This is a genomic window from Micromonospora palomenae, assembly GCF_007829925.1.
Lineage (GTDB): Bacteria > Actinomycetota > Actinomycetes > Mycobacteriales > Micromonosporaceae > Micromonospora > Micromonospora purpureochromogenes.
Window position 1 is genome coordinate 248,336 of the sequence record NZ_VIXA01000004.1, and the last position, 20,665, is coordinate 269,000.

A 20,665-nucleotide genomic window follows, 5' to 3' on the forward strand; every position below is an offset into this window, starting at 1 on the left:
GCGCCGGGTGCCGGGGGAGACGGCCTGCGCGGCGGAGGGAGACGGTGACGGTGGCGGACTGGCTGGCGGCCCTGGAGCGCCGCGCCGTGCTGCGGGCCAAGGCGGGGCTCACCCGCACGTTGCGCCCGCGCGCCGCCGACGACGCCGTGGTCGACCTCGCCGGCAACGACTACCTCGGCCTGGCCACCCACCCCGAGGTCACCGCCGCCGCCGCGCGGGCGCTGTCCGCGTACGGGCTGGGCGCCACCGGGTCGCGGCTGGTGCGCGGCTCCACCGACGCCCACCACGCGCTGGAGGACACCCTCGCCGAGTGGCTCGGCGCCGACCGGGCGCTGGTCTTCTCCTCCGGCTACCTGGCCAATCTCGGCGCGGTCCGGGCCCTGGTGCAGCCCCGTACGCTGCTCGTCTCCGACGCCCACAACCACGCCTCGCTGATCGACGGCTGCCGGATCTCCGGCGCCGAGACGGTGGTGACCCCGCACGCCGACGTCGACGCGGTGGCCGCCGCGCTCGCCGCCGCCCCCGGCCGCCCGGCCGTCTTGGTGACCGAGTCGGTCTTCTCCGTCGACGGCGACCTCGCCCCGCTGGCCCGGCTGCACGCCGTCGCCCGGGCGCACGGCGCGCTGCTGCTGGTCGACGACGCGCACGCGCTCGGCGTCACCGGCCCGGGCGGCGCGGGCGGGGTGGCCGCCGCCGGCCTGGCCGGCCAGCCGGACGTGGTGGTCACCGCCACCCTGTCCAAGGCGCTCGGCGGGTCGGGCGGGGTGGTCGCCGGCCCGGCCGAGTTCGTCCGGCATCTGGTCGAGACCGGGCGCACGTTCATCTTCGACACCGCGCTGCCCCCGGCGGTGGCGGCCGGCGTGCGGGCCGCCGTGACGCTGGCCCGCGCCGGTGACGACCTGCGGGCGGAGCTGGCCGACCGGGCCGCGCTGGCGGTCCGCCGGCTCGGCGCGGCGGGGCTGACCGTCTCCGCCCCCGACGCGGCCGTGGTGTCGGTGACCGCCCCCGGCCCGGAGGCCGCCACCACGTGGGCCGCCGACTGCCGTGACCGTGGCGTCGCGGTCGGCTGCTTCCGACCGCCCTCCACCCCGGACAGCCGCTCCCGGCTGCGGCTCACCATCTCCGCCGGGGTACCGCGGGCGGAGTTCGAACGGGCCCTGGAGGTCATCGTGGAGTGTGCCCCATGACCGAACCGTGGAAGGGTGCGGTGCTGGTGACCGGCACCGACACCGAGGTGGGCAAGACGGTGGTGACCGCCGCGGTCGCGGCCGCCGCGCAGGCCGCCGGCCTGCGGGTCGCCGTGGTCAAGCCTGGCCAGACGGGTACGGCCACCGGCGAGCCCGGCGACATCGACTCGGTGACCCGGCTGGCCGCCCCGCTGACCGGGCGGACCCTGGCCAGCTACCCGGACCCGCTCGCCCCGCTCGCCGCGGCCCGGGTCGCCGAGCTGGAGCCGCTGGAGCTGTACACCGCCGTCGACGCCATCCGCGAGGAGGTCGACAAGCACGACCTGGTGCTCATCGAGGGCGCCGGCGGGCTGCTCGTACCGATGGGGCTGCGCCCCTCCGGGGAGCCGTGGACGGTCGCGGACCTCGCCGTCTCCCTCGACGCCCCCGCCGTGGTGGTGGCCCGCGCCGGCCTCGGCACGCTCAACCACACCGCGCTGACCCTGGAGGCGCTGGAGCGGCGGGCCGTCCCGGCCGGCGTGGTGATCGGCGCCTGGCCGGCCGAGCCGCAGCTGGTGCACTGGGCCAACCTCACCGACCTGGTGCCCAACCTGCTCGGCGCGCTGCCGGCCGGCGCCGGGGCGATGGACCCGGGCGTGTTCCGTCGCTCCGCCCCCGGCTGGCTCACCCCCGCCCTCTACGGGGTGCTGGACGACTGGCGCGCCTGGGCCGAGGACAGCTGACCACCTGACCTTCGTCGGTGCCCGGGCCCGCCGGGCGTCGGTAGCCTGGCCGACGTGCGCGAACGCGAGATCTGGCGCCGGGTGGCCGGCGACGTGGCGCTCTGGGCCGGGCTCGCCGCCCCGGTGGCGTACGCCCGGCTGACCCCGCCCCACGAGCGGTACGTCGTACCCCTGCTGGTCGGCTCGGTGCTGCTGCTGGCCGCGGCGGTGGTGGTGGGCCGGCGGCTGCCGGCGGTGGCCGTGCTGCTGGTGCTGCTCGGCTCGGTGGTCGACGGCAACTTCGTCTTCGCCCTGCTGGTGTTCAGCTACCTGGCCGGGCGGCGCGGGGAACGGGCCGCCCCCGCCGGGGTGCTCTTCGCGGTGGTGGCGGCCGGTGGCACGGTGCTGCACCTGGTGCTGCTGGACACCGGCATGGCGACCTGGTTCCTGCTCAGCTGCGTGCTGCTGGGCGCCGGGGTGTTCCCCTGGCTGGTGGGCCGCTACCGGCGGCAGCAGCAGGCGCTGGTGCTGGCCGGCTGGGACCACGCCGAGGCGGTGCAACGCGAGCAGCGGGGCGCCGCCGAGCGGATCCGGCTGCGGGAACGGGCCCGGATCGCCCAGGAGATGCACGACTCCCTCGGCCACGAGCTGAGCCTGATCGCGCTGCGCGCCGCCGCCCTGGAGGTCGCCGGTGACCTGGACCCGCGGCACCGGGCGGCGGCCGGCGAGCTGCGGGCCAGCGTGGCGGGGGCCACCGAGCGGCTGCACCGGATCATCGGGGTGCTCCGCGAGGCGGACGTGCCGGCCAGCACCCGCCCCGCCGGGGAGAGCGTCGCCGACCTGGTCGACGGCGCCCGCGAGGCGGGGATGGCGGTGCGCCTGGATCACTCGCCGGACGCCGCCGACCTGCCGGAGCTGACCGCGCACGCCGCGCACCGGGTGGTCCGTGAGGCGCTGACCAACGCCGCCCGGTACGCCCCCGGCGCCCCGGTCACCGTCACCCTCACCGGCCTCGGCGACCGGGTCGAGGTGCGGGTGGTCAACGCGCCGCCGCCGGCCGGCCCGCTGCCGGGGCCGGCGTCGCACGGCTCCGGCCTGCTGGCGCTCCGCGAACGGGTACGGCTGGCCGGCGGCGTCCTCGACGCCGGCCCGACGGACGACGGAGGCTTCGCCGTGGTGGCCCGGCTGCCGGTGGTCGACGCCGCCCCGCGCCCCGATCCCGGCGACGGGGGACGGGCCGGGGAGCCCGGGCGGCTGCGCGACGCCCGGCGCGGGGTGCGGCGCAGCCTGCTCGCCGCGCTCGCCGCGCCGCCGGCCGTCGCGCTGCTGCTGTCGCTGGTCTACTACCCGGTCGTCACCACCGGCGCGGTGCTGGACGGCCCGGCGTTCGACCGGATGCGGATCGGCACGCCCCGCTCCGAGCTGTCCGGGCTGCCCCGCCGCCAGGTCGAGCCGCCGCCCGACGCGCCGGCCGCGACCGCCGGCGTGACCTGCGAGTACTACACCGACGGCAACTTCCCGCTCGCCCAGCCGACCTGGCGGCTCTGCTTCGCCGACGGCCGCCTGACCAGCAAGGGACGGACCACGACGTGACCGCTGACGACGTGCCGGTGACGGTGCTGCTCGCCGACGACGAGGCGATGGTCCGGGCCGGGGTGCGGGCCATCCTCGCCGCCGACCCCGGCATCGAGGTGGTCGCCGAGGCCGGCGACGGCCGGGCCGCGGTGGAGCTGACCCGGGCGCACCGGCCCCGGGTCGCGCTGCTGGACATCCGGATGCCGAAGCTGGACGGGCTCGCCGCCGCCGCCGAGATCCGCCGGCTGGTGCCGGCGACGGCCACCGTCATGCTCACCACGTTCGGCGAGGACGAGTACGTGGCCCGGGCGCTCGGTCACGGCGCCAGCGGCTTCCTGCTCAAGGCCGGTGACCCCCGCGAGCTGCTCGCCGGGGTGCGGGCCGTCGCCGAGGGCGGGGCGTACCTGTCGCCGCCGGTGGCCCGCCGGGTGATCGAACTCAACGGCGACCGGATGGCCCGGGTGCCGGCGGCCCGGGACCGTACGGCCGGGCTGACCGACCGGGAGCGGGAGGTGCTCGGCCTGGTCGGGGCGGGGCTGTCCAACGCGGAGATCGCCCGCCGGCTCTTCCTCACCGAGGGCACCGTGAAGGGCTACCTGACCAGCATCTTCACCCGGCTGGACGTGCGCAACCGGGTGCAGGCGGCGATCATCGCGTACGAGGCGGGGCTGGCCGGCTGACGGCCCGCCCCGCCCCGTGCCGCTCAGGCGTCCCGGCGGCGCAGCGCGGCCCGGCCGACCGCCAGCGCCGCGCCGGCCCAGCCGGCCAGCAGCACCAGACCCACCACCGGCGGGTACGGGTCGGTGTCCCCGGCCAGGAAGTGCCCGCCGGCCACCCCCGGGAACGCGTCGGAGATCCGGGTGAGCACGGTGATGTCCGGCTCCCGCAACGACAGCGGCACGATCATCAGGACGGCGAAGAGCACGGTGAGGGTGAGCACCGCGCTGCGCAGCGCCGCCCCCAGACCGAGGGCGAGCACCCCCACCAGCGCCAGGTACGTCGCCGTCGCCAGTACGTCGCCGAGCGTCCCGGCCAGCGGCGCCCGCCCCCACTCGCCGAGCAGGGGCCGGGCCGCGAGCACCCCGACCAGGCCGAGCAGCAGCCCGAAGGCGAACGTCACCGCGCCGGCGACCACCGCCTTGGCCAGCAGCATCCGGCCCCGCGACGGGGTGCCCTGGAGGGTGGTGCGGATGGTGCCGGTGGCGTACTCGCTGGTGATGGCGAGCAGGCCGAGGGCCAGCACCGCGTACTGGGTGAGTTCCAGCGCGCCGACCAGCACGCTGCCGACGGTGACCACGCCCCGGTCGTCGGCCGGGTCGTCGTTGGTGTTGGCGTTGGCCGCGTAGATCGCCAGTTGGGCCGAGGTGGCGGCCATCAGCAGCACCCCGGCCAGCAGGGTCCACCAGGTGGCCCGCACCGACCAGAGCCGGGTCCACTCGGCGGCCACCGCGCCGGCGAGACCACCGCCCCGGGCGGCCGGGCGGGCGGGGGAGAGGGCGGTCACCGGGCACCTCCCGCGGCGTACTCGACCGCGTCGCCGGTCAGCCGCATGAACGCCTGTTCCAGCGTGACGGCCACCGGGCTCAGCTCGTGCAGCGGCACCCCCAGCTCGTACGCCAGGTCGCCGACCCGGTCGGCGGTGGCCCCGGTGACGGCCAGGCCGCGCGGGCCCTCGGCTGTGACCGCGTACCCCTCGGCGGTGAGCCGGCCGGCCAGCGCGGCCAGGCCCTCCGGGTGTGGCCCGCGGACCCGCACGGCGGCGGTGGCGCCCGTGGCGAGCACCTCCGCGACGGGTGCGTCGGCGATCAGCCGGCCCTTGCCGATCACCACCAGGTGGGCGGCGGTCTGCTCCATCTCGCTCATCAGGTGGCTGGAGAGCAGCACGGTCCGTCCCTCGGCGGCGAGGTCGGCGGTGAGCTGCCTGATCCAGCGCACCCCGTCCGGGTCGAGGCCGTTGACCGGTTCGTCGAACATCAGCACCGGCGGGTCGCCGAGCAGCGCGGCGGCGATGCCGAGCCGCTGCGCCATGCCGAGCGACAGGGTCCGGCCCGGCTTGGCGGCGGCCCGGTCGTCCAGGCCGGCCACGGTGAGCACCTCGTCGACCCGCCGGGCCGGGATGCCGTTGCTGCGGGCCATCGCCAGCAGGTGCGCCCGGCCCGCCCGTGCCGGGTGGATCGCCCGGGCGTCGAGCAGCGCCCCCACCTCCCGCAGCGGATGCCGCAGCTCCCGGTACGCCCGCCCGGCGACCAGGGCCCGGCCGGCGGTGGGCCGGTCCAGGCCGAGCACCATCCGCATGGTGGTGGACTTGCCCGCGCCGTTGGGGCCGAGGAACCCGGTGACCCGCCCGGGTGCGATGTCGACGGTCAGGTCGTCGACGGCCGTGACCGCCCCGAACCGTTTCGTCAACCCACGTAGTGTGATCATGCGTTGACGGTAGGAACCGACGGGCCGGCGCCGCCCCTACCGATCGGCGTCCGCCGGACCCGACCTTCGTCAGGTACTCCGGCGTTCGCGCCGTGTGCTGCCCGCTCGGTCCGGTCGCCGGCGCCGGGCGGTCCGCCGTCCCGGCCCGCCGTGCGCCCGCCCGGTGGTGTCGCGGTCGCGGGGCGCTCCGCCGTCACGTCGGCCGTGCGTCGGTGGTGTCGCCGTCCCGGCCCGCCGTGCGCCCGTCCGGTGGTGTCGCCGCCGCGGGGCGGTCCGCCGTCACGTCGGCCGTGGTGCTCAGGCGCTGCCGAGCTGATGTCACGAACGACTCATGGGTCGGGGCGGGGCAGCCTGAATCGTTTGCGACATCAGGTCGATAGGACGCGGGGGAGGTGGTGTCGGGCCGAGCCACGAGCGCGACACCGGACCTCGGGCCGCCCGGCTCGCCGACGGAGGCGACCCGGCGAGCCGGCCGCGATACCAGCCGCGAGGGACGACGTGGTGCGGGCCTGGCCACGAGCGCGGCACCGGACCCCGGGCCGCCCGGCTGGCCGGCGGAGGCGACCCGGCGAGCCGGCCGCGATACCAGCCGCGAGGGACGACGTGGTGCGGGCCTGGCCACGAGCGCGGCACCGGACCCGGGTCGCCCGGCTGGCCGGCGGAGGCGACCCCTGCGAGCCGGCCGCGACACCAGCCCCAAGGGGCGTGGGAGGTGGTGTCGGGCCAGGCCACGAGCGCGGCAACCGAGTCGACCGCTGGGGCCGGCACGGCCATCCCGTCAGCCGGCGCGTTGCCCCGCGAGCGGGCGTGGAGGTCAGGGCCGGCGGACCACGAACGCGTCCGGCATCCGGAAGGTCAGGTTGTCCGGGCACCAGGGCGGGCGGACGACGGTCACCCCGTCGAGCAGCGGGGCCGCCTCGGCGACCACCACCGCCGCCTCCATCCGGGCCAGCTGCGCGCCGACGCAGCGGTGCGCACCCGCCCCGAAGGCCAGGTGCCGGCGCGACCCGCGCTGCCCGGGCCGGAACGCCTCGGGCGCGGCCACCACCTCCGGGTCGCGTCCGGCGCGGGCCAGCCAGAGCACCACGCTGGTGCCCGCCGCCACCGTCGTCCCGCCCAGCGTGGTGTCCACCGCCGCCACCCGCCGCCAGGTCACGATCGGCGGTTCCAGTCGCAGCCCCTCCTCCACCACGTCGGCGACCGCGACCGTGCCGGCGCGCAGCCCGGCGCGTACCTCGGGCTCGGCGGTGAGCCGGTGCAGCAGCAGGGTGAGGAACTGCGAGGTGGTCTCCTGGCCGGCCACCAGCAGGAAGAACAGCGCGCCGACCACCACGTCGGGGGAGTGCCCGTCGGCGCGCAGCGCGGCGGCCAGTCCGCCGCCGGTGGCGGCGAAGTCCCGCAGCACGGTGTGGAACCGGCCCACCTCGGCGGCGAGGGCGAGCTGCCGGTCGGCGTCCAGCGGCGCCCAGAACAGCTCCAGCGCGGCCCGGGCGAAGTCCTTCACCGCGCCGACCGGGGCGTCCGGCAGCTCGACGAGCCGGGCCAGCACCAGCAGCGGCAGGTCGGCGGCGAGTTCGGCGTACAGGTCGACCGGTTGGCCCGCGTCGAGCGCGGCGGCCAGCCCGGTCACCCGCCGGCGGACCAGCCCGGTCAGCCAGGGCTGCTGCGCGGCCACCCGGGTCGGGTGCAGCGCCTCCGCCACGATTCCCCGGATCGCCGGGTGGCTGGGGGTGGAGTTGTTCGCCAGCGTCGGCGGCAACCGGAACCGGTGTCCGGCGAGCACCCGCAGCGCGGCCACCGGGACCGGGGTCACCGCGTCCAGGGCGTTGTCCGGCCGCCAGGTGTCCGGGTCGGCGAGGACCTGTCGCACCAGCGCGTGCCGGGTGACCACCAGGTGGTCCACGCCGACGTGGTCGGCGACGGTGGCCACGTCCGGCCACCGCTCGTCGACGGACTCCCCCCAGCCCCGGAACAGCACGCCGACACGCTAGCGGGCGGCCCCCGGCGGGGCCGGGTCCAGCTCCCAGACGGTGGTGCGCTTCACCCGTACGCTCTCCAGCGCCTCCGGCACCGGCACGTCGTAGGCGGCCAGCTCGCGGAACCGCTCGCGGGGCAGGAAGGCCCGCCCCGGGTCGCCGACCAGCACGCGGGCGCCGGAGCGGGCGGCCCGCAGCAGGAAGCGCAGCACCCGCCGGGCCATCGCCTCGCTGTAGAAGACGTCCCCGGCGAGCACCACCTCGGCGTCTCCGGCGTCGGCGTCGAGGATGTCGCCGAACTCGGCGTCGACGCGTACCCCGTTGGCCTCGGCGTTGAGCGCGACGGCGGCCACCGCCCGCTCGTCGACCTCGACGGCGCGGACGGTGCTCGCGCCGGCCCGGGCGGCGGCGATGGCGACCAGGCCGGAGCCCGACGCCAGGTCCAGCACGCGGCGGCCGGCCACCAGCTCCGGATGGTCGGTGACGTAGCGGGCCAGCGCCTGCCCGCCGGCCCAGGCGAAGGCCCAGAACGGCGGCGGCTGGGAGCTGCGGAACTCGCCCTCGGTCAGCTCCCAGAGCCCGATCGGCTCGTCGGCCTGGTGCAGCCGCACCTCCGGGACGAAGGCCACCGGGGTGAGGCGGGCGTGCAGCCGGACGAAGGCCGCGGAGAGATCGGACACCCGGGAATTGTCTCCCGGGACGGTTCCCGGGCGTGTCGTGGGTCGGGCGTGACCGGTTCACCACCCAGCGTGATAACCCGACCTGTACTTCACGGTTCGTGCGAACACGCCCGTCTACCGGCTACCCGACCCCCCTCATAGCGTTGCCAGGTGGATGCGACCGACGGGAGGGCGAGGCGGTGGTGACGGTGTGGCGGAACGCGCTGCGGGCCGGGGTGGTGCTGGCCTGCCTGTCCGTGGTGGGCCTGGCCGCGCCCGTGCCGGCCTCGGCGGCGGACGGCTTCGCCACCGAGCTGAGCGGCCTGCCGGACGAGTTCAGCGCCGGCGACCAGGTGAGCACCCTCTCCGCGGTGGTCTCGCGCAACGACGGCGGCCGGTGCGTGAAGGTCCGCTGGTCGATGGTGCTCAGCGTGCGGGGCCTGCGGCTGGACCAGGTGAAGGTGGACCGGGTGGAGGACTCGGGCAGCTTCCCGTTGCAGATCCAGACCGAGGGGGACATCGCCCGGCTCACCGACCGTCAGCTCGACCCGGGCACGCTCTGCCCGGACCGGACGGTCACCGCCCGCTACCGGGTGGCCTTCGCCGAGGACATCGACCGGGGACGGGTCACTCTGGCTGCCGAGGCGTACGACGCCAACCTGCGGCTGCTCGCCCGGCAGAGCGTCACCCGCAACGTGGTCGGCCTGCTCGCCAGCGAGGCGTCCGCCACGCCGGAGCCGAGCGGCTCGGCTGTGGCCGTCGACCCGACCGAGCCTGTCGACGCGTCGGCCGAACCGACCGAGGAGGCGGTGGCGCAGGTGCCGCCGGCGGCCGGGCGTCCGGTGGCCGGTGCCACGGGCGGATTCGGCCTGGTGCAGGCCGCCTTCCTCCTCGGCGGGCTGCTGCTCTTCCTCGGCGCCGGGCTGCTGCTCAAGTTGCGGCAGCTGAACCGCGCGTCACGCGGCGGCGAAGCGGACCTCGGCGGGCCGGCGTACGAACGGGCCCGCCGGACCGGGCGCTGGGGGGCGGCGCGCCGCTGATCGGGGGCCGCCGGGGCCGGGCGGCGACGCCACCCGACCCCGGCGGGGTTCACTTCGAGAACACCTGGAACTCGGCGATCCGGACCTGGTCGCGCGCCGGGCTGGCGGTCGCGCAGTCGGTGGTGGTGGCCGGGTCGTCGTCCTGCTCACCGGCGTACGCCGGGCCACCGGTGCACTGGCTGGCCAGCACCTCCAGCCGCACGTGGGTGGCGAGCGTGGTCGGCACCGGGAACGACCGCAGGTTGATGTCCCGCGTGTACGCCCGGTACTTCCCACCCGGGAACGCGTCGCCGGCGCTGGTGTAGATCCGCTCCCAGCGCGCCGGATCGGCGCAGTCGGTGGTGGTCGCGTTGCAGGTGAGCACGGCGAAGGACCGCAGCGCGGTCAACGCGTTCTGCCCGCCCGCGTCGGGGTCCCCGCTGATCGCCGGGCGCAGCATGGCGCTGACGTTGACCCGCTTGACCACCTGCGGGGCGCCACCGGGCAGCGCCACCGTGACGCCCCGGCCGGCCACCCCGGTCAGCGACGCCCAGTTGGTGCTCTCGGTGTCGTCGCCGATCCGCTCCAGGTTCACCCCGTCACCGGTGATGACCGCGCCCGAGGTGGTGGACGCCAGGTTGCGGCTCAGCCGCAGGTCGACGTACCCCTCCTGGCCGGCGCGGGCGACGACGCTGAGCCGCTGGTGCCCGAAGCCGGGCGCCACCGCCAGCAGCTGGTGCGTACCGGCGACCGCCTCGAAGGTGTCCGGCAGGGCGGTGGCCGGGTCGGTGTCGGCGATCGGGGTGGCCCGGGCCTCGTAGTCGCCCACGTACAGCCGGATCGGCGCCTCGGCGCTGTCCCCCTTCGGCCGCAGGGTGAGCGTGGCGTTGTCGCCGTACGGGCTGGCGAAGCTCGGCGTCGGGTCGGTGTCGGTGGCGCCGTTGGTGGCGGCGTCCCGGCCCATCCCGGAGCGGGCGAACTCGGCCCAGATCAGCTCCTGGTTGGCCCCGCCGAAGCGGAGCCGGTCGGCGGTGAGCAGGTTGTCCCGCATGTCGAGCATGCTGACCTGGCTGGCCGCCTGGAGCAGGAACGAGTCGAAGACCAGCTGCGCCCAGCGCCGGTTGCCCGGGCAGCTGTCCGCGGCGACCTTCCCCTGCGCGCAGTCGAGCTGCCGCTGCGGGGTGCCCGACCCGTACCGCTTCACCAGCGCGGAGCGGATCCGGAAGTTGGTGGCGCTCCAGATCTCCCCGTCCGCGTGCACGGCCGGGCCGGCGGTGTTGTAGCCGACGTCGGAGTAGTTGAGCGGGCTGCGGCTGAAGTCGTGGTTGCGGATGCCGCTGATCAGGTTGCCGGTGACGTACCCGCCGGTGACGAAGGGCGTCTGGCCGGGGGCGCGCAGGCCGTGCTCGTAGAGGTACTCGGCGGCGAGCAGGTCGCTCCACGACTCACCCATCGCGCCGCCCTGGTGGCCGCCGATGCCGCTGTCCGGACCGGCGATCATGCGGTTGGTGATGGCGTGGGTGTACTCGTGCCCGATCACCGTCATGTCGTAGTCGCCGTCCACGCACGGCGGGTACGGCCCGCCGGCCTGCGGCTGCCACAGGTACATGTTGGTGGTGGGCGGCAGGCCGTCGCGCGGCGTGCCCTGGTTGGCGTTGTTCCGGTTGCCGGAGAGCGCGCCCTGCTGGGCGCGGCCCTGCTCGGCGTCGCCGCCGAGGCCGGCCCCGCTCACGTTGACCGCCTGCAGGTTCCAGGTGGCCTCGGTGAAGCCGAGGTGCCAGGCCCAGTCGTGCATCCGGTTGTGCATGGCGAAGAGGTTGGCGATGGCGGCGTCGGCGTCGTTGCGCTGCGCGGAGGTGAACACCGCCGGGTTGCAGCGGGCCTGGTGCCACTGGTCGGTGAACGGGTACTCGTAGCGGCGCTCCGGGCTGGCGGTGGCCGGCAGCAGCGGGCTGCCCGCGCCCCAGGAGACCACCGTGTTGGCGGAGTTGCCGCGCGAGGTGCCGGTCGGCGTGCCGGTGACTTTGTCGACGTCCCAGGCGTTGCCGGTGGCCGGGTCGCGGAACGCGGCGGCGCAGCCCGGAGCGGGGTCGGCGCACCAGCGCACCCGGGGGTCCTGCCCGGGGGCGAGGTCCTGCGGCGGGGTGGCCGGGTAGACCGCCCAGCTCGGGTTGTCCGAGTCGAAGTCGACGAGGTCCTCGCGGACGAGCACCCCACCGGTGATGCCGTCGACGTAGGTGGTGAAGGCGGCCGGGTGGTCGCTGTCCGCGCCGATCAGGGTCACCTCGTACGCGGCCCGGGTGCCGTCGAGCGGGGTGGGCACCGCGACCGGGCGGACGTGGTGGCTGGCCACCCGGGCGGCGTCCAGGCCGGCGTCGGCGAGCGCGGCCGCGTACGCCTGCTCGCCGGTGAGGGTGGCGGGGGCGGGCGCGGCGGCGTCCCGGGCGAGCGAGGAGCTGACCGAGATGACGGCACCGTCGGCGACCGCCACGGTGACCAGCCCGTCGTGACCGGCGGGCAGGTCGCCGAAGCGCTGCCGCAGGGTGACCACCGCGCCGTCGCCGATCGGCCGGACCAGCAGCCGGTCCATCGCGGCGACCGAGGCGGCGTCGAGGCCGAACAGGTCCCGGTTGTCGGTGAGGTAGCGCCGGGCGGCCGCCTCCGGATCGGCGGGCAGGCCGGTGGCGAGCGGCGTCCGGGTCGGGCCGAGCGCGTGCGGGGTGCCGAGCCGGTTCCACCGCACGTCGGCGTCGACCCGTCGGGCGAGGCCGCGCTGCCGGGCGTCGGGCGCGGCCGTACCGGTGCGGTTGTCGAGGTCGGCGGCCTGGTGGCTGTCGTCGGCGAACGAGCCGGAGCGGCCCGGTGTCGCGGTCGCGGCGTCGCCCGGCGCGGCGGCGGTGGCGGCGCCGGGCAGCAGGGCGGCGACCACGGCGGCGGTCGCCAGTACGGGGACGAGCCGGCGTCGGCGCCGGCTCGTCGGAAGTGTCCACTCCGGTCTGGGCACGGGACCTCCTCGTGGGAGCGGGGGCCGACGCTGCGCCGGCCCGGTGCAGGCGCTGTTACGCATGCGCATCTGTGAATACCAGGCAGATCGGGCGAGGGCAAGGTCATCCGTGACGGTCGGTGCGGTGGCGATCACCGTGGTCGCTTTACAAAAACTTGCCTCTTGTAAAAAAGAGTGGCCGGTGCCACAGTCAGGACAGCCCGCGAGATCGGAGGTCGGCGATGGCCATCAGCCCCGACGCGACGGTTCCTCCCGTCGCCTGGCGCGACACCCGCAAGCCGCTCTGGCCGCTGGCCCTGCTCGTCCCGGTGCTGCCCTTCCTGGGCTGGCTGGGGTGGCGGGACGGCGGCGGCGCCTGGGCCTGGTGGCTCACCCCGGTGGTGGTCTTCGGGCTCATCCCGGTGGTGGACCTGCTGATCGGCGACGACCGGCGCAACCCGCCCGACGAGGCGGTGCCCCGGCTGTCCGCCGACGGCTACTACCGCTGGCTCACCTACCTCTACCTGCCCACCCAGTACGCCGCCCTGGTGCTCTGCTGCGCGGTCTGGGCGCGCGGCGACCTGTCCTGGCTGGCGGCGGCCGGTCTGGTCGCCACCGTCGGGGTGGTCAACGGCATCGCCATCAACACCGCCCACGAGCTGGGCCACAAGCGGGAGACCGCGGAGCGCTGGCTCTCCAAGGTCGCTCTCGCGCCGACCGGCTACGGGCACTTCTACGTGGAGCACAACCGGGGCCACCACACCCGGGTGGCCACCCCGGAGGACCCGGCCAGCTCACGGCTGGGGGAGAGCTTCTGGGCGTTCTGGCCGCGTACCGTCTGGGGCAGCCTGCGGTCGGCCTGGCGGCTGGAGACCAGCCGGTTCCGGCTCCGGGGCCGCAGCCCGTGGACGTGGCGCAACGACATCCTCAACGCCTGGGCGGTGACGCTGGCGCTCTACGCCGTCCTGATGCTCGCCTTCGGACCCGGCGTACTGGTGTTCCTGCTGCTGCAGGCGGTGGTCGGCTTCAGCCTGCTCGAGGTGGTCAACTACCTGGAGCACTACGGGCTGGCCCGGCAGCGCACCGCCGCCGGCCGCTACGAGAAGGTCGACCCCCGGCACAGCTGGAACAGCGACCGCACGGTCACCAACGTCTTCCTCTTCCAGCTCCAGCGGCACAGCGACCACCACGCCAACCCGCTGCGCCGCTACCAGACGCTGCGCAGCTTCGACACCTCGCCGCAGCTGCCGGCCGGCTACGCCACCATGGTGGTCGCCGCACTGGTACCCCCGCTCTGGCGGCGGGTGATGGACCACCGGGTGATCGCCCACTACGGCGGCGACCTCGACCTGGCCAACGTCCACCCGCCGGCCCGGCGCCGGCTGCGGGAGCGCCAGCGCCGTCGCCCCGCGGCCCCCGGACAGGGGTACGCCGGCTGACCCCGTTGACCGCGTCGGTCGGACGCCGGACCCCCCTCGGGCGTCCGGCCGGCGCACCCCTCGACCCGCCGGTTCCGGTCCGACACCTGCGCCAACTCCTGACCGGCAACGCGGTCCGGTCGTCCGCCGGCCTCGGTCGTCGTGGTCAGGCCGGCGGGGTCCAGTCCGGGTCGCGGCCGAAGGCGGCGATCAGCCGGTCCTGCGCGTCGGCGCCGACCCGCACGTCGAGCCCGGGCCGGACCAGGTCGCCGCTGCGGTAGTCGGCGACCCGGGCCTCGAACCACCGGGTGCAGGCGGCGACCACGTCGGCGTCCAGGCGCGGGTCCGCCCCGATCGCCACCGCCAGGTCCCAGCCGTGTACGAGGTGCTCGGCGACGAGCTGGTTCAGGTACTCACCCGCCGGCGTCTCCCCGGCCGTGAGATGCACAGTGGTGTCGAGCGCACCCGGATGACTGGCCGCCACCTCGGCCTGGGACGCCACCTGCCGGACCGCCCCGATCGGGTCGTCGCCGAGCTGGTCACCGTCGAACCGGCCGCCGATCTCCTCGACGGTCCGGCCGGCGAGCAGCGGCGCGGTCCACCGGTCCTCGGTGACCACGTGGTTGACCAGCGCGCGGACGTCCCAGTCGGGGCAGGGCGTCGGGTCCGACCACTGCCCGGGCGCGACCTGCTCGACCCGGTCGACGAACTCGGCCAGGCTCCGTCGGTACGTCTCCACCAGGTCCATGCCGCCGATTGTCGCGGCTGCCCGTGCCGGTCCGGGCGGTTTTCCCCGGTCATCCGGCCCTCGTGCGGCCGGTGCCGGAACGCCGCCTCGGTGCCTGCGCCCGCCGGACTGGTGCCCGCTCCCCCCCGGTTCGCTGCCCCCGCCGGCGGGTCGGCCCGGGCGGGCGCAGCGGTCAGTCGAGCTGGGCGGGGTCGAGGCCCAGCTCCCGGGCGGTGATCAGCCGGATCCAGTCGGCGAACTGCCGCCGGGAGATCACCCGCTCGTGCACCGCGAGCTGGACGGCCAGCCCGTCCATCACCGCGTTGATCCGCCAGGCGGCGGCCATCGGGTCGGCGCAGACGAAGGTGCCGTCGGTCACCCCGTCGGCGATCACCGCGGCGAGGTCCTGCCGCCACCGCAGGTCGAGCCGGCGGGAGACCCTCTCCACCTCCGGGGTGCGCAGCGACTCGGCCCAGCCGTCGATCCACATGGACCAGGAGATCGACCGCCCGGGCGGGGTGTAGAGGCGCAGCAGCTTGCGCAGCTTGGTCAGCGGTGGGGCGGAGGAGCGGACCACCACGTCCAGCCGGGCCAGATCCTGCTCCACCGCGTACGCGAAGGCCTGCGCCAGCAGGCGTTCCTTGGTGGCGAAGTGGTAGAAGACGAGCGCCTGGCTGACCCCGGCGGCCTGTGCCACGTCGGCCGTCCGGGTGTTGGCGAGTCCCCGCTCGACGATCACGTCGCAGGCTGTACGCAGCAGGGAATCCAGGCGGACATCGGCGGCACGTCTCGTCACGCGGTTACGGTAGCCCATCGATATGAGCACAGCGCGTTACCGAGCCGGTCGGTCGGGCGTGCCACAGTCGGAAGCCGGACAGCTCTTCTTCGGCGCGTCGCGTCGCCCCGACCTGGCCCTTCGGCTGACCTCCCGCAAGCCCTTCGACCACCCCACCCAGTCTCCTAGGAAGCTCTGGAGGGAGTGCCCGCCCTCTCGCCCGGAATCGGCCAGGGACGCGCCGAGGGCACCCCCGAGTTGGCAACTCTTCCGCGCCTCGACTAAAGTTCTCATCCGTCACCGGGAACGCCGGAGACAAGCGGACGTAGCGCAGCTGGTAGCGCATCACCTTGCCAAGGTGAGGGTCGCGGGTTCGAATCCCGTCGTCCGCTCGGAGCTGCCGCCACGCATGACGGGGGCAACCTCGGTGGGGTGGCCGAGAGGCGAGGCAACGGCCTGCAAAGCCGTGTACGCGGGTTCAAATCCCGTCCCCACCTCGGTATGAGCACGGGCGATTGGCGCAGTGGGAGCGCGCTTCCTTGACACGGAAGAGGTCACTGGTTCAAACCCAGTATCGCCCACAGAATGATCAGGCTGGTCACCGGAACCTTCGGTGGCCAGCCTTTTCGCTTCCTCGCCCTTCCCTGGGCTCTGCATGCGAAGGCGCCGGCCACCCGTGGGTGACCGGCGCCCCGTCGTACGCCCGCGACCGATCAGCCCCGTCGGCCGGGTAGTGATGCGCCCTACAGCGGCGGAGCGATGTCCCGGCGCTCCTCCACCCGCCGGTACTCGACCGGCTCGGTGGTGGTGACCACCTGGCGGCGGCGACCCCAGACCAGCGCGGTCATGATGAGACCGAGCAGGCCGGCCGCCATCAGGATCCAGCCGATCACGTCCAGGTTGACGCCGCCGACGCTCGCGTCCAGGGCGAAGGTCAGGATCGCGCCGGCGGCGAGCAGGAAAATACTCGTTCCGATACCCACGACAGCCTCCTTCAGGGGATGCGGTGTGCTGTCGAGGTGAATCAGTACCCCGAGGGTGACCAGCGCAATCACCGGCGGTGGAGAGGGCGGGGTGGGGCGGCGGAGCCGGCGATCTTGCCGTCGGGTAGAGTTCAACCCGTCGCCGGGGAGACCGGGCGGCACGCGGACGTAGCGCAGCTGGTAGCGCATCACCTTGCCAAGGTGAGGGTCGCGGGTTCGAATCCCGTCGTCCGCTCTCGACCACGGGCGATTGGCGCAGTGGGAGCGCGCTTCCTTGACACGGAAGAGGTCACTGGTTCAAACCCAGTATCGCCCACCAGGCATTTGCTCGACGTACGGAGCCCCGGCTGATGAGCCGGGGCTTCTGTCGTTCTTCCCCTTTGCGGTTGCCGCTCCGCGTCCGTCTCTCTCGCTGTCGGTGCGTGGGTTGCGCTGGTCGGTGCTGGGGGTGTGGCCCGCCGTGCCCGGCTCCGGGCGGTCAGGCTTGATCCCTGCGCCGGTCACGGCGGGCCACACCCCCGTCGCGGGCGACCTCCGCGCGGCCCTCGCCGCCCCCGAACCCGCACACCCCTCGACCACCCACCGCCTACCGCCCCGCGCTTCCCCGACCGATGCGTTGATCATGAGGTTGGCAGTGCTGAAGGAGATCAACTCCGCTGCCAACTCCATGGTCAACGGGGTTGTGGGACGACGGGTGGGTCTGGACATGCCGCTGGCCGGCACCCCGCTCGGGGGTGCCGGCCAGCGTGTCGTTCAGGTGGGTCAGCTGTTCCAGTGCTTGGCGACCAGGTCGGCGGCCTGCTTCTCCCACTGGGCGTAGTGGTCCGGGTAGGCCGAGACCTGCACGGTCTGGGCGGCCTTGGTCAGCGGCATGTCCTTCCAACCGTCGACCTGCTTCAGACCCTTCAGGAACGCCATCGTGGAGTACTCCGGGTCGGTGATCTGCTCGACCGTGCCCCAACCGCTGGAGGGGCGCTGCTGGAACAGGCCCTGCGAGTCGTGGTCGTTGCGGGCACCCAGGTGACCCAGGTTCTCCAGCTTCGACTCCTGCAGGCTCGTCGCGATGGCCACCACGGCGGCCCGCTCGTCCATGCCCGACTTCTTCGTCGCCGCGATGATCGCCTTCACGTTCTTCGTCTGCTCGTCGCCCAGGTCGATGTGCGACTGCTTGCCCTGCACACCGTGCGGGATCAGCTTGCCCTTGTCGGCCTGCACCACGGCAACGGCCTTGGCGTCCACCGCCGGAGCGGCGTGGGCCTCGGTGACCGGGCCGGCGAAGACGCCACCGGCGAAGGCCAGACCAGCAATACCCAGAACGCTCTTACGCAGAATGGTCGTGTTCATCAGAGTGGCTCCATTCGGGGGTTGGCGACGTGTCCAAGGGGGGTCGGACACGCGCAAGCACCACGACGGCGCTCAAAGAACTCAGGGGAAAGTCTCTGCCCGGCAGGCTTCGCGAGCGGGGGCTCACGGCGCCGGGTCCATGTGTAACGACCGGCGGCCCACCATCATTCCGGGGGCCCATCCCCGGGCTGCCCACGCGGGCCAGCGGGGGTGCTGCGGTCGTGCAGGTGATGTAACGACCCCGGGCCCGCCATCATTCCGGGCCGGGGCACCCCGGGCGACCCAAGCGTTCGGGCCAGGCCAGCGGGATGCTGCTGCGATCGTCCAGATGATGTAACGACCCCGGCCCGGCCACCATTCCGCCGCCAGGGTGCCCCCGGTCACGGGACGCCCGACCGCTCGCCGGCCCAGACCCGGACATGCAGGCACGCCCAGCGGACGCGGTAACCGGACATCCGGCACGCCAAGGCCGATCCGGAGCGGCTTGTCCGGGCACGCTGATCCGGGCGGAACCGGTCCCGGTAGGCCAGGACCGGGCCGCTGTTGCATCCAGACACGGCGAACGACATCGCGCGTCCCCAGAGCCGGCCCGGCGGACCTCAGCGATCCACACGCCGACCCCGTCGCGCGGCCGAGCCGGGCGGCGACCGTCGACGGGGTCGATCGCCCATCGGGTCGGCGGCGGGCGGGGCGGGATTCTGCCGTTGGCAGATCCGCTGGTGGTGAACGGGGGGTCCGTCGGGGGCCGGGACCGGACAGGCTGGGACGCATGAGACTGCTGGTGCTGGGTGGAACAGGGTTCGTCGGCGGCGCGACCGTGGCCGAGGCGGTACGCAGAGGCTGGTCGGTGACCGTCTTCAACCGGGGGGTGCACGGGGCGGTGCCGCCGGGCGTACACCGGTTGCGGGGTGACCGGACGGCGCCGGGCGGCCTGGCGGCGCTCGCGGGCGGGGAGTGGGACCTGGTGGTGGACACCTGGGACGGCGCGCCGCAGGCGGTGGGGGACGCGGCCCGGGCGCTGGTCGGGTCGGTGCCGCACTACGTCTACGTCTCCAGCGGTTCGGTCTACGCCCACCCGCTGCCGGCGGGCGCCGGGGAGGAGGCGCCGGTGGTGGAGGCCGCGCCGGACGCGGGCGACGGGGACTACGCGCCCAACAAGGCGGGCGGGGAGCGGGCCGTACGGGAGGTGTTCGGGGACGCGGCGTTACTCGTCCGGGCCGGGCTGATCCTCGGGCCGGGGGAGGACATCGGCCGGCTGCCCTGGTGGTTGGAGCGGGTCGCCCGGGGCGGGGACGTGCTGGCGCCGGGGCCGGAGGACCTGCCGATCCAGTACGTGGACGTGCGGGACCTGGCGGCCTGGATGCTGGACCGGGGCGCGGAGCGCGTCGGCGGGGCGTACAACGTGATCAGCCGCAGCGGGCACGCGACGATGGGGGAGCTGTTGGCGGCGGTCGTCGCGGCGACCGGGTCGGACGCGCGGCTGTGCTGGACGGATCCGGAGCGGATCCTGGCGGCCGGGGTGGTGCCCTGGAACGACCTGCCGGTCTGGGTGCCGCGCGGTCACGAGTTCCGCTGGTTGCAGGAGCGGGGCGTGGAGAAGGCGTACGCGTCGGGGCTGACCTGCCGGCCGGTGGCCGAGACGGTCGCCGACACCTGGCGGTGGCTGCGGGAGGTGGGGTCGGTGCCGGCGCGGGCCGGGCGGCCGGCGCGCTCGGCGGTGGGGTTGGACCCGGAGCGGGAGGCGGCCCTGCTCGGCAGCCCTCGCCCCGCCTGACACCGACGCACCCCGGGTAGGACCGACCACGCTGCCGGCCCCGGCGACGGGGGCGGGGCCGGCAGCCGACCGGCGGCACGGGCGGAGGGGGTACGGCTCAGGCCGACACCACGGGCAGGTCGAGCACGTCGTCGACGCTGCGCCGGGGGGTGGCCGCCCCGGGCTGGCCGTAGCCGATGCGCATCACCATCTGGGGGGTGCCGAACCGGCCCAGCGACAGCCGCAGCGCCTCGCGCGCCCCCTGCACCTCGATCGGCTGGGACAGCAGGGAGACGCTCAGCCCGGCGTCGGTCGCGGTGAGCAGCACCCGTTGCAGGGCCTGCCCGGCCAGGATCTGGTCGGCGGGCGTGTTGCCCGCAGAGCCGAGGACGGCGACCAGTGGCTCCGGCTCGAAGTCCCGGCCGGGGGCCCGGTTGCGGCCGCCGAAGCCGCGCATCGGCAGCAGGTCCTGCGGTTCGCTCTGCGGGCCGCCGGCGGCGGCGGGCACCCCGTCGGGGGCGGGCTCGCGGCGGATCCACTCCGTCCGCTCCCGCCGGTAGTCGGGGTCGCGTTCCAGCACCCGGTGGGCGCTGCGGGCGACCTCGGCGAAGGCGTTGACCGCGCTGGTGCCGATGACCAGTTCCAGCCAGCACTGCTCGGCGCGGGCCGCCTCGCCGAGGCGCCACCGGGCGTCGGCCGGCACCGGGTCGGGCCAGAACGGCGCGCGGTTGCTGAACCGGCGCGGGATCGCCGCGTGCAGGCTGCGGTCGGCGGGGGTGGCGGGCCGGGGCGCGTCCGGGACCAGCCGGGCCAGCACGTCCGGTTCGGTCGGGTACGGCCGCAGCCGCACCGTGGCCGGGGTGCCGGCGACGGCGAGGGCGAGCCGCAGGTTGAACAGGGCCGCTCCGCAGGAGATGCGGGCACCCCAGCCGCTCGGGTCGGTGGCGGGCAGCCGGCGGGTCGGGTCGACCGACAGTTCGATGCCGCCGTCGCGCAGCCGGAACCGCCAGGGCTGGGTGTTGTGCAGGGAAGGTGCCCGGACGGCGTCCGCGGCGGCCGCCCGCAGCTGCGCGACCGTGAAGCCGGTGTCCATGGTGATGCTCCTTCCGTGGCAGGTGGGGCGGCCCCCGCTGGTTCCCCT

17 protein-coding genes and 5 tRNA genes are annotated in these 20,665 nt (G+C 75.3%); 12 read left to right on the plus strand and 10 right to left on the minus strand.

The window, feature by feature from the left end:
- Positions 1 to 50: 50 nt before the first annotated feature.
- Genes FHX75_RS25800 through FHX75_RS25815 form a run of 4 tightly spaced genes read left to right on the plus strand, consistent with a single transcriptional unit; the run spans position 51 to position 4,143 of the window.
- Complete coding sequence (locus FHX75_RS25800; protein WP_154943158.1) at positions 51 to 1,187, plus strand: 8-amino-7-oxononanoate synthase; 1,137 nt, start codon at positions 51 to 53, stop codon at positions 1,185 to 1,187.
- Positions 1,184 to 1,909, plus strand: a complete 726-nt coding sequence (gene bioD / locus FHX75_RS25805) for a dethiobiotin synthase (protein WP_154942941.1) — start codon at positions 1,184 to 1,186, stop codon at positions 1,907 to 1,909. Before FHX75_RS25800 ends, bioD begins: the two co-directional genes overlap by 4 nt.
- Before the next feature lie 54 nt (positions 1,910 to 1,963).
- Positions 1,964 to 3,481, plus strand: coding sequence for a sensor histidine kinase (locus FHX75_RS25810; RefSeq protein ID WP_246158611.1), 1,518 nt, complete (start codon positions 1,964 to 1,966; stop codon positions 3,479 to 3,481).
- 11 nt (positions 3,482 to 3,492) lie between these two features.
- On the plus strand, positions 3,493 to 4,143 hold the full coding sequence (locus FHX75_RS25815) for a response regulator (RefSeq protein WP_211364605.1): 651 nt from the start codon (positions 3,493 to 3,495) through the stop codon (positions 4,141 to 4,143).
- 23 nt (positions 4,144 to 4,166) lie between these two features.
- On the opposite strand, the gene FHX75_RS25820 is transcribed toward FHX75_RS25815, so the two are convergent.
- The 4 genes from FHX75_RS25820 to FHX75_RS25835 form a co-directional block, all read right to left on the minus strand.
- Positions 4,167 to 4,967, minus strand: coding sequence for an ABC transporter permease subunit (locus FHX75_RS25820; RefSeq protein ID WP_246158614.1), 801 nt, complete (start codon positions 4,965 to 4,967; stop codon positions 4,167 to 4,169).
- Positions 4,964 to 5,887, minus strand: coding sequence for an ATP-binding cassette domain-containing protein (locus FHX75_RS25825; protein WP_154942943.1), 924 nt, complete (start codon positions 5,885 to 5,887; stop codon positions 4,964 to 4,966). Before FHX75_RS25825 ends, FHX75_RS25820 begins: the two co-directional genes overlap by 4 nt.
- Before the next feature lie 814 nt (positions 5,888 to 6,701).
- Positions 6,702 to 7,865 (minus strand): cytochrome P450, encoded by a 1,164-nt coding sequence (locus FHX75_RS25830; RefSeq protein ID WP_154942944.1) that lies wholly within the window; start codon positions 7,863 to 7,865, stop codon positions 6,702 to 6,704.
- A gap of 9 nt (positions 7,866 to 7,874) precedes the next feature.
- Positions 7,875 to 8,543 carry a class I SAM-dependent methyltransferase gene (locus FHX75_RS25835; protein ID WP_154942945.1) on the minus strand — a complete coding sequence of 223 codons (669 nt, stop codon included), beginning with the start codon at positions 8,541 to 8,543 and terminating at the stop codon, positions 7,875 to 7,877.
- A 182-nt stretch (positions 8,544 to 8,725) separates the two neighbouring features.
- On the opposite strand from FHX75_RS25835, the gene FHX75_RS25840 reads away from it, so the two are divergent.
- Positions 8,726 to 9,562, plus strand: a complete 837-nt coding sequence (locus tag FHX75_RS25840; protein ID WP_246158617.1) for a hypothetical protein — start codon at positions 8,726 to 8,728, stop codon at positions 9,560 to 9,562.
- Between the two features lie 49 nt (positions 9,563 to 9,611).
- On the opposite strand, the gene FHX75_RS25845 is transcribed toward FHX75_RS25840, so the two are convergent.
- Positions 9,612 to 12,545: a M36 family metallopeptidase gene (locus FHX75_RS25845; protein ID WP_154942947.1), complete on the minus strand. Its 2,934-nt coding sequence runs from the start codon at positions 12,543 to 12,545 to the stop codon at positions 9,612 to 9,614.
- Positions 12,546 to 12,766: 221 nt separating this feature from the next.
- Here FHX75_RS25845 and FHX75_RS25850 point away from each other — a divergent pair, with 221 nt between their 5' ends.
- Positions 12,767 to 13,963, plus strand: a complete 1,197-nt coding sequence (locus tag FHX75_RS25850; protein WP_154942948.1) for an alkane 1-monooxygenase — start codon at positions 12,767 to 12,769, stop codon at positions 13,961 to 13,963.
- Between the two features lie 145 nt (positions 13,964 to 14,108).
- On the opposite strand, the gene FHX75_RS25855 is transcribed toward FHX75_RS25850, so the two are convergent.
- Both FHX75_RS25855 and FHX75_RS25860 read right to left on the minus strand, forming a co-directional pair.
- Positions 14,109 to 14,690, minus strand: coding sequence for a TIGR03086 family metal-binding protein (locus FHX75_RS25855; protein ID WP_154942949.1), 582 nt, complete (start codon positions 14,688 to 14,690; stop codon positions 14,109 to 14,111).
- Between the two features lie 172 nt (positions 14,691 to 14,862).
- Positions 14,863 to 15,465 carry a TetR/AcrR family transcriptional regulator gene (locus tag FHX75_RS25860; protein WP_154942950.1) on the minus strand — a complete coding sequence of 201 codons (603 nt, stop codon included), beginning with the start codon at positions 15,463 to 15,465 and terminating at the stop codon, positions 14,863 to 14,865.
- Positions 15,466 to 15,763: 298 nt separating this feature from the next.
- On the opposite strand from FHX75_RS25860, the gene FHX75_RS25865 reads away from it, so the two are divergent.
- The 3 genes from FHX75_RS25865 to FHX75_RS25875 all read left to right on the plus strand — a co-directional run bounded on the left by FHX75_RS25865 (position 15,764) and on the right by FHX75_RS25875 (position 16,025).
- Positions 15,764 to 15,836: transfer RNA gene (locus FHX75_RS25865), tRNA-Gly, on the plus strand.
- A gap of 34 nt (positions 15,837 to 15,870) precedes the next feature.
- Positions 15,871 to 15,941, plus strand: a tRNA-Cys gene (locus FHX75_RS25870).
- 12 nt (positions 15,942 to 15,953) lie between these two features.
- Positions 15,954 to 16,025: transfer RNA gene (locus FHX75_RS25875), tRNA-Val, on the plus strand.
- A 162-nt stretch (positions 16,026 to 16,187) separates the two neighbouring features.
- On the opposite strand, the gene FHX75_RS25880 is transcribed toward FHX75_RS25875, so the two are convergent.
- Complete coding sequence (locus FHX75_RS25880) at positions 16,188 to 16,427, minus strand: DUF6458 family protein (protein WP_154942951.1); 240 nt, start codon at positions 16,425 to 16,427, stop codon at positions 16,188 to 16,190.
- Positions 16,428 to 16,589: 162 nt separating this feature from the next.
- Here FHX75_RS25880 and FHX75_RS25885 point away from each other — a divergent pair.
- Positions 16,590 to 16,662 (plus strand) — tRNA-Gly (locus FHX75_RS25885).
- 9 nt (positions 16,663 to 16,671) lie between these two features.
- Positions 16,672 to 16,746: transfer RNA gene (locus tag FHX75_RS25890), tRNA-Val, on the plus strand.
- Positions 16,747 to 17,189: 443 nt separating this feature from the next.
- On the opposite strand, the gene FHX75_RS25895 is transcribed toward FHX75_RS25890, so the two are convergent.
- Positions 17,190 to 17,771, minus strand: coding sequence for a hypothetical protein (locus FHX75_RS25895; protein ID WP_154942952.1), 582 nt, complete (start codon positions 17,769 to 17,771; stop codon positions 17,190 to 17,192).
- A gap of 769 nt (positions 17,772 to 18,540) precedes the next feature.
- Here FHX75_RS25895 and FHX75_RS25900 point away from each other — a divergent pair.
- Complete coding sequence (locus FHX75_RS25900; RefSeq protein WP_154942953.1) at positions 18,541 to 19,545, plus strand: NAD-dependent epimerase/dehydratase family protein; 1,005 nt, start codon at positions 18,541 to 18,543, stop codon at positions 19,543 to 19,545.
- Positions 19,546 to 19,642: 97 nt separating this feature from the next.
- Here the strand turns inward: FHX75_RS25900 and FHX75_RS25905 are convergent, their stop codons facing one another.
- Positions 19,643 to 20,617: an Acg family FMN-binding oxidoreductase gene (locus tag FHX75_RS25905; RefSeq protein WP_154942954.1), complete on the minus strand. Its 975-nt coding sequence runs from the start codon at positions 20,615 to 20,617 to the stop codon at positions 19,643 to 19,645.
- Positions 20,618 to 20,665 lie beyond the last annotated feature (48 nt).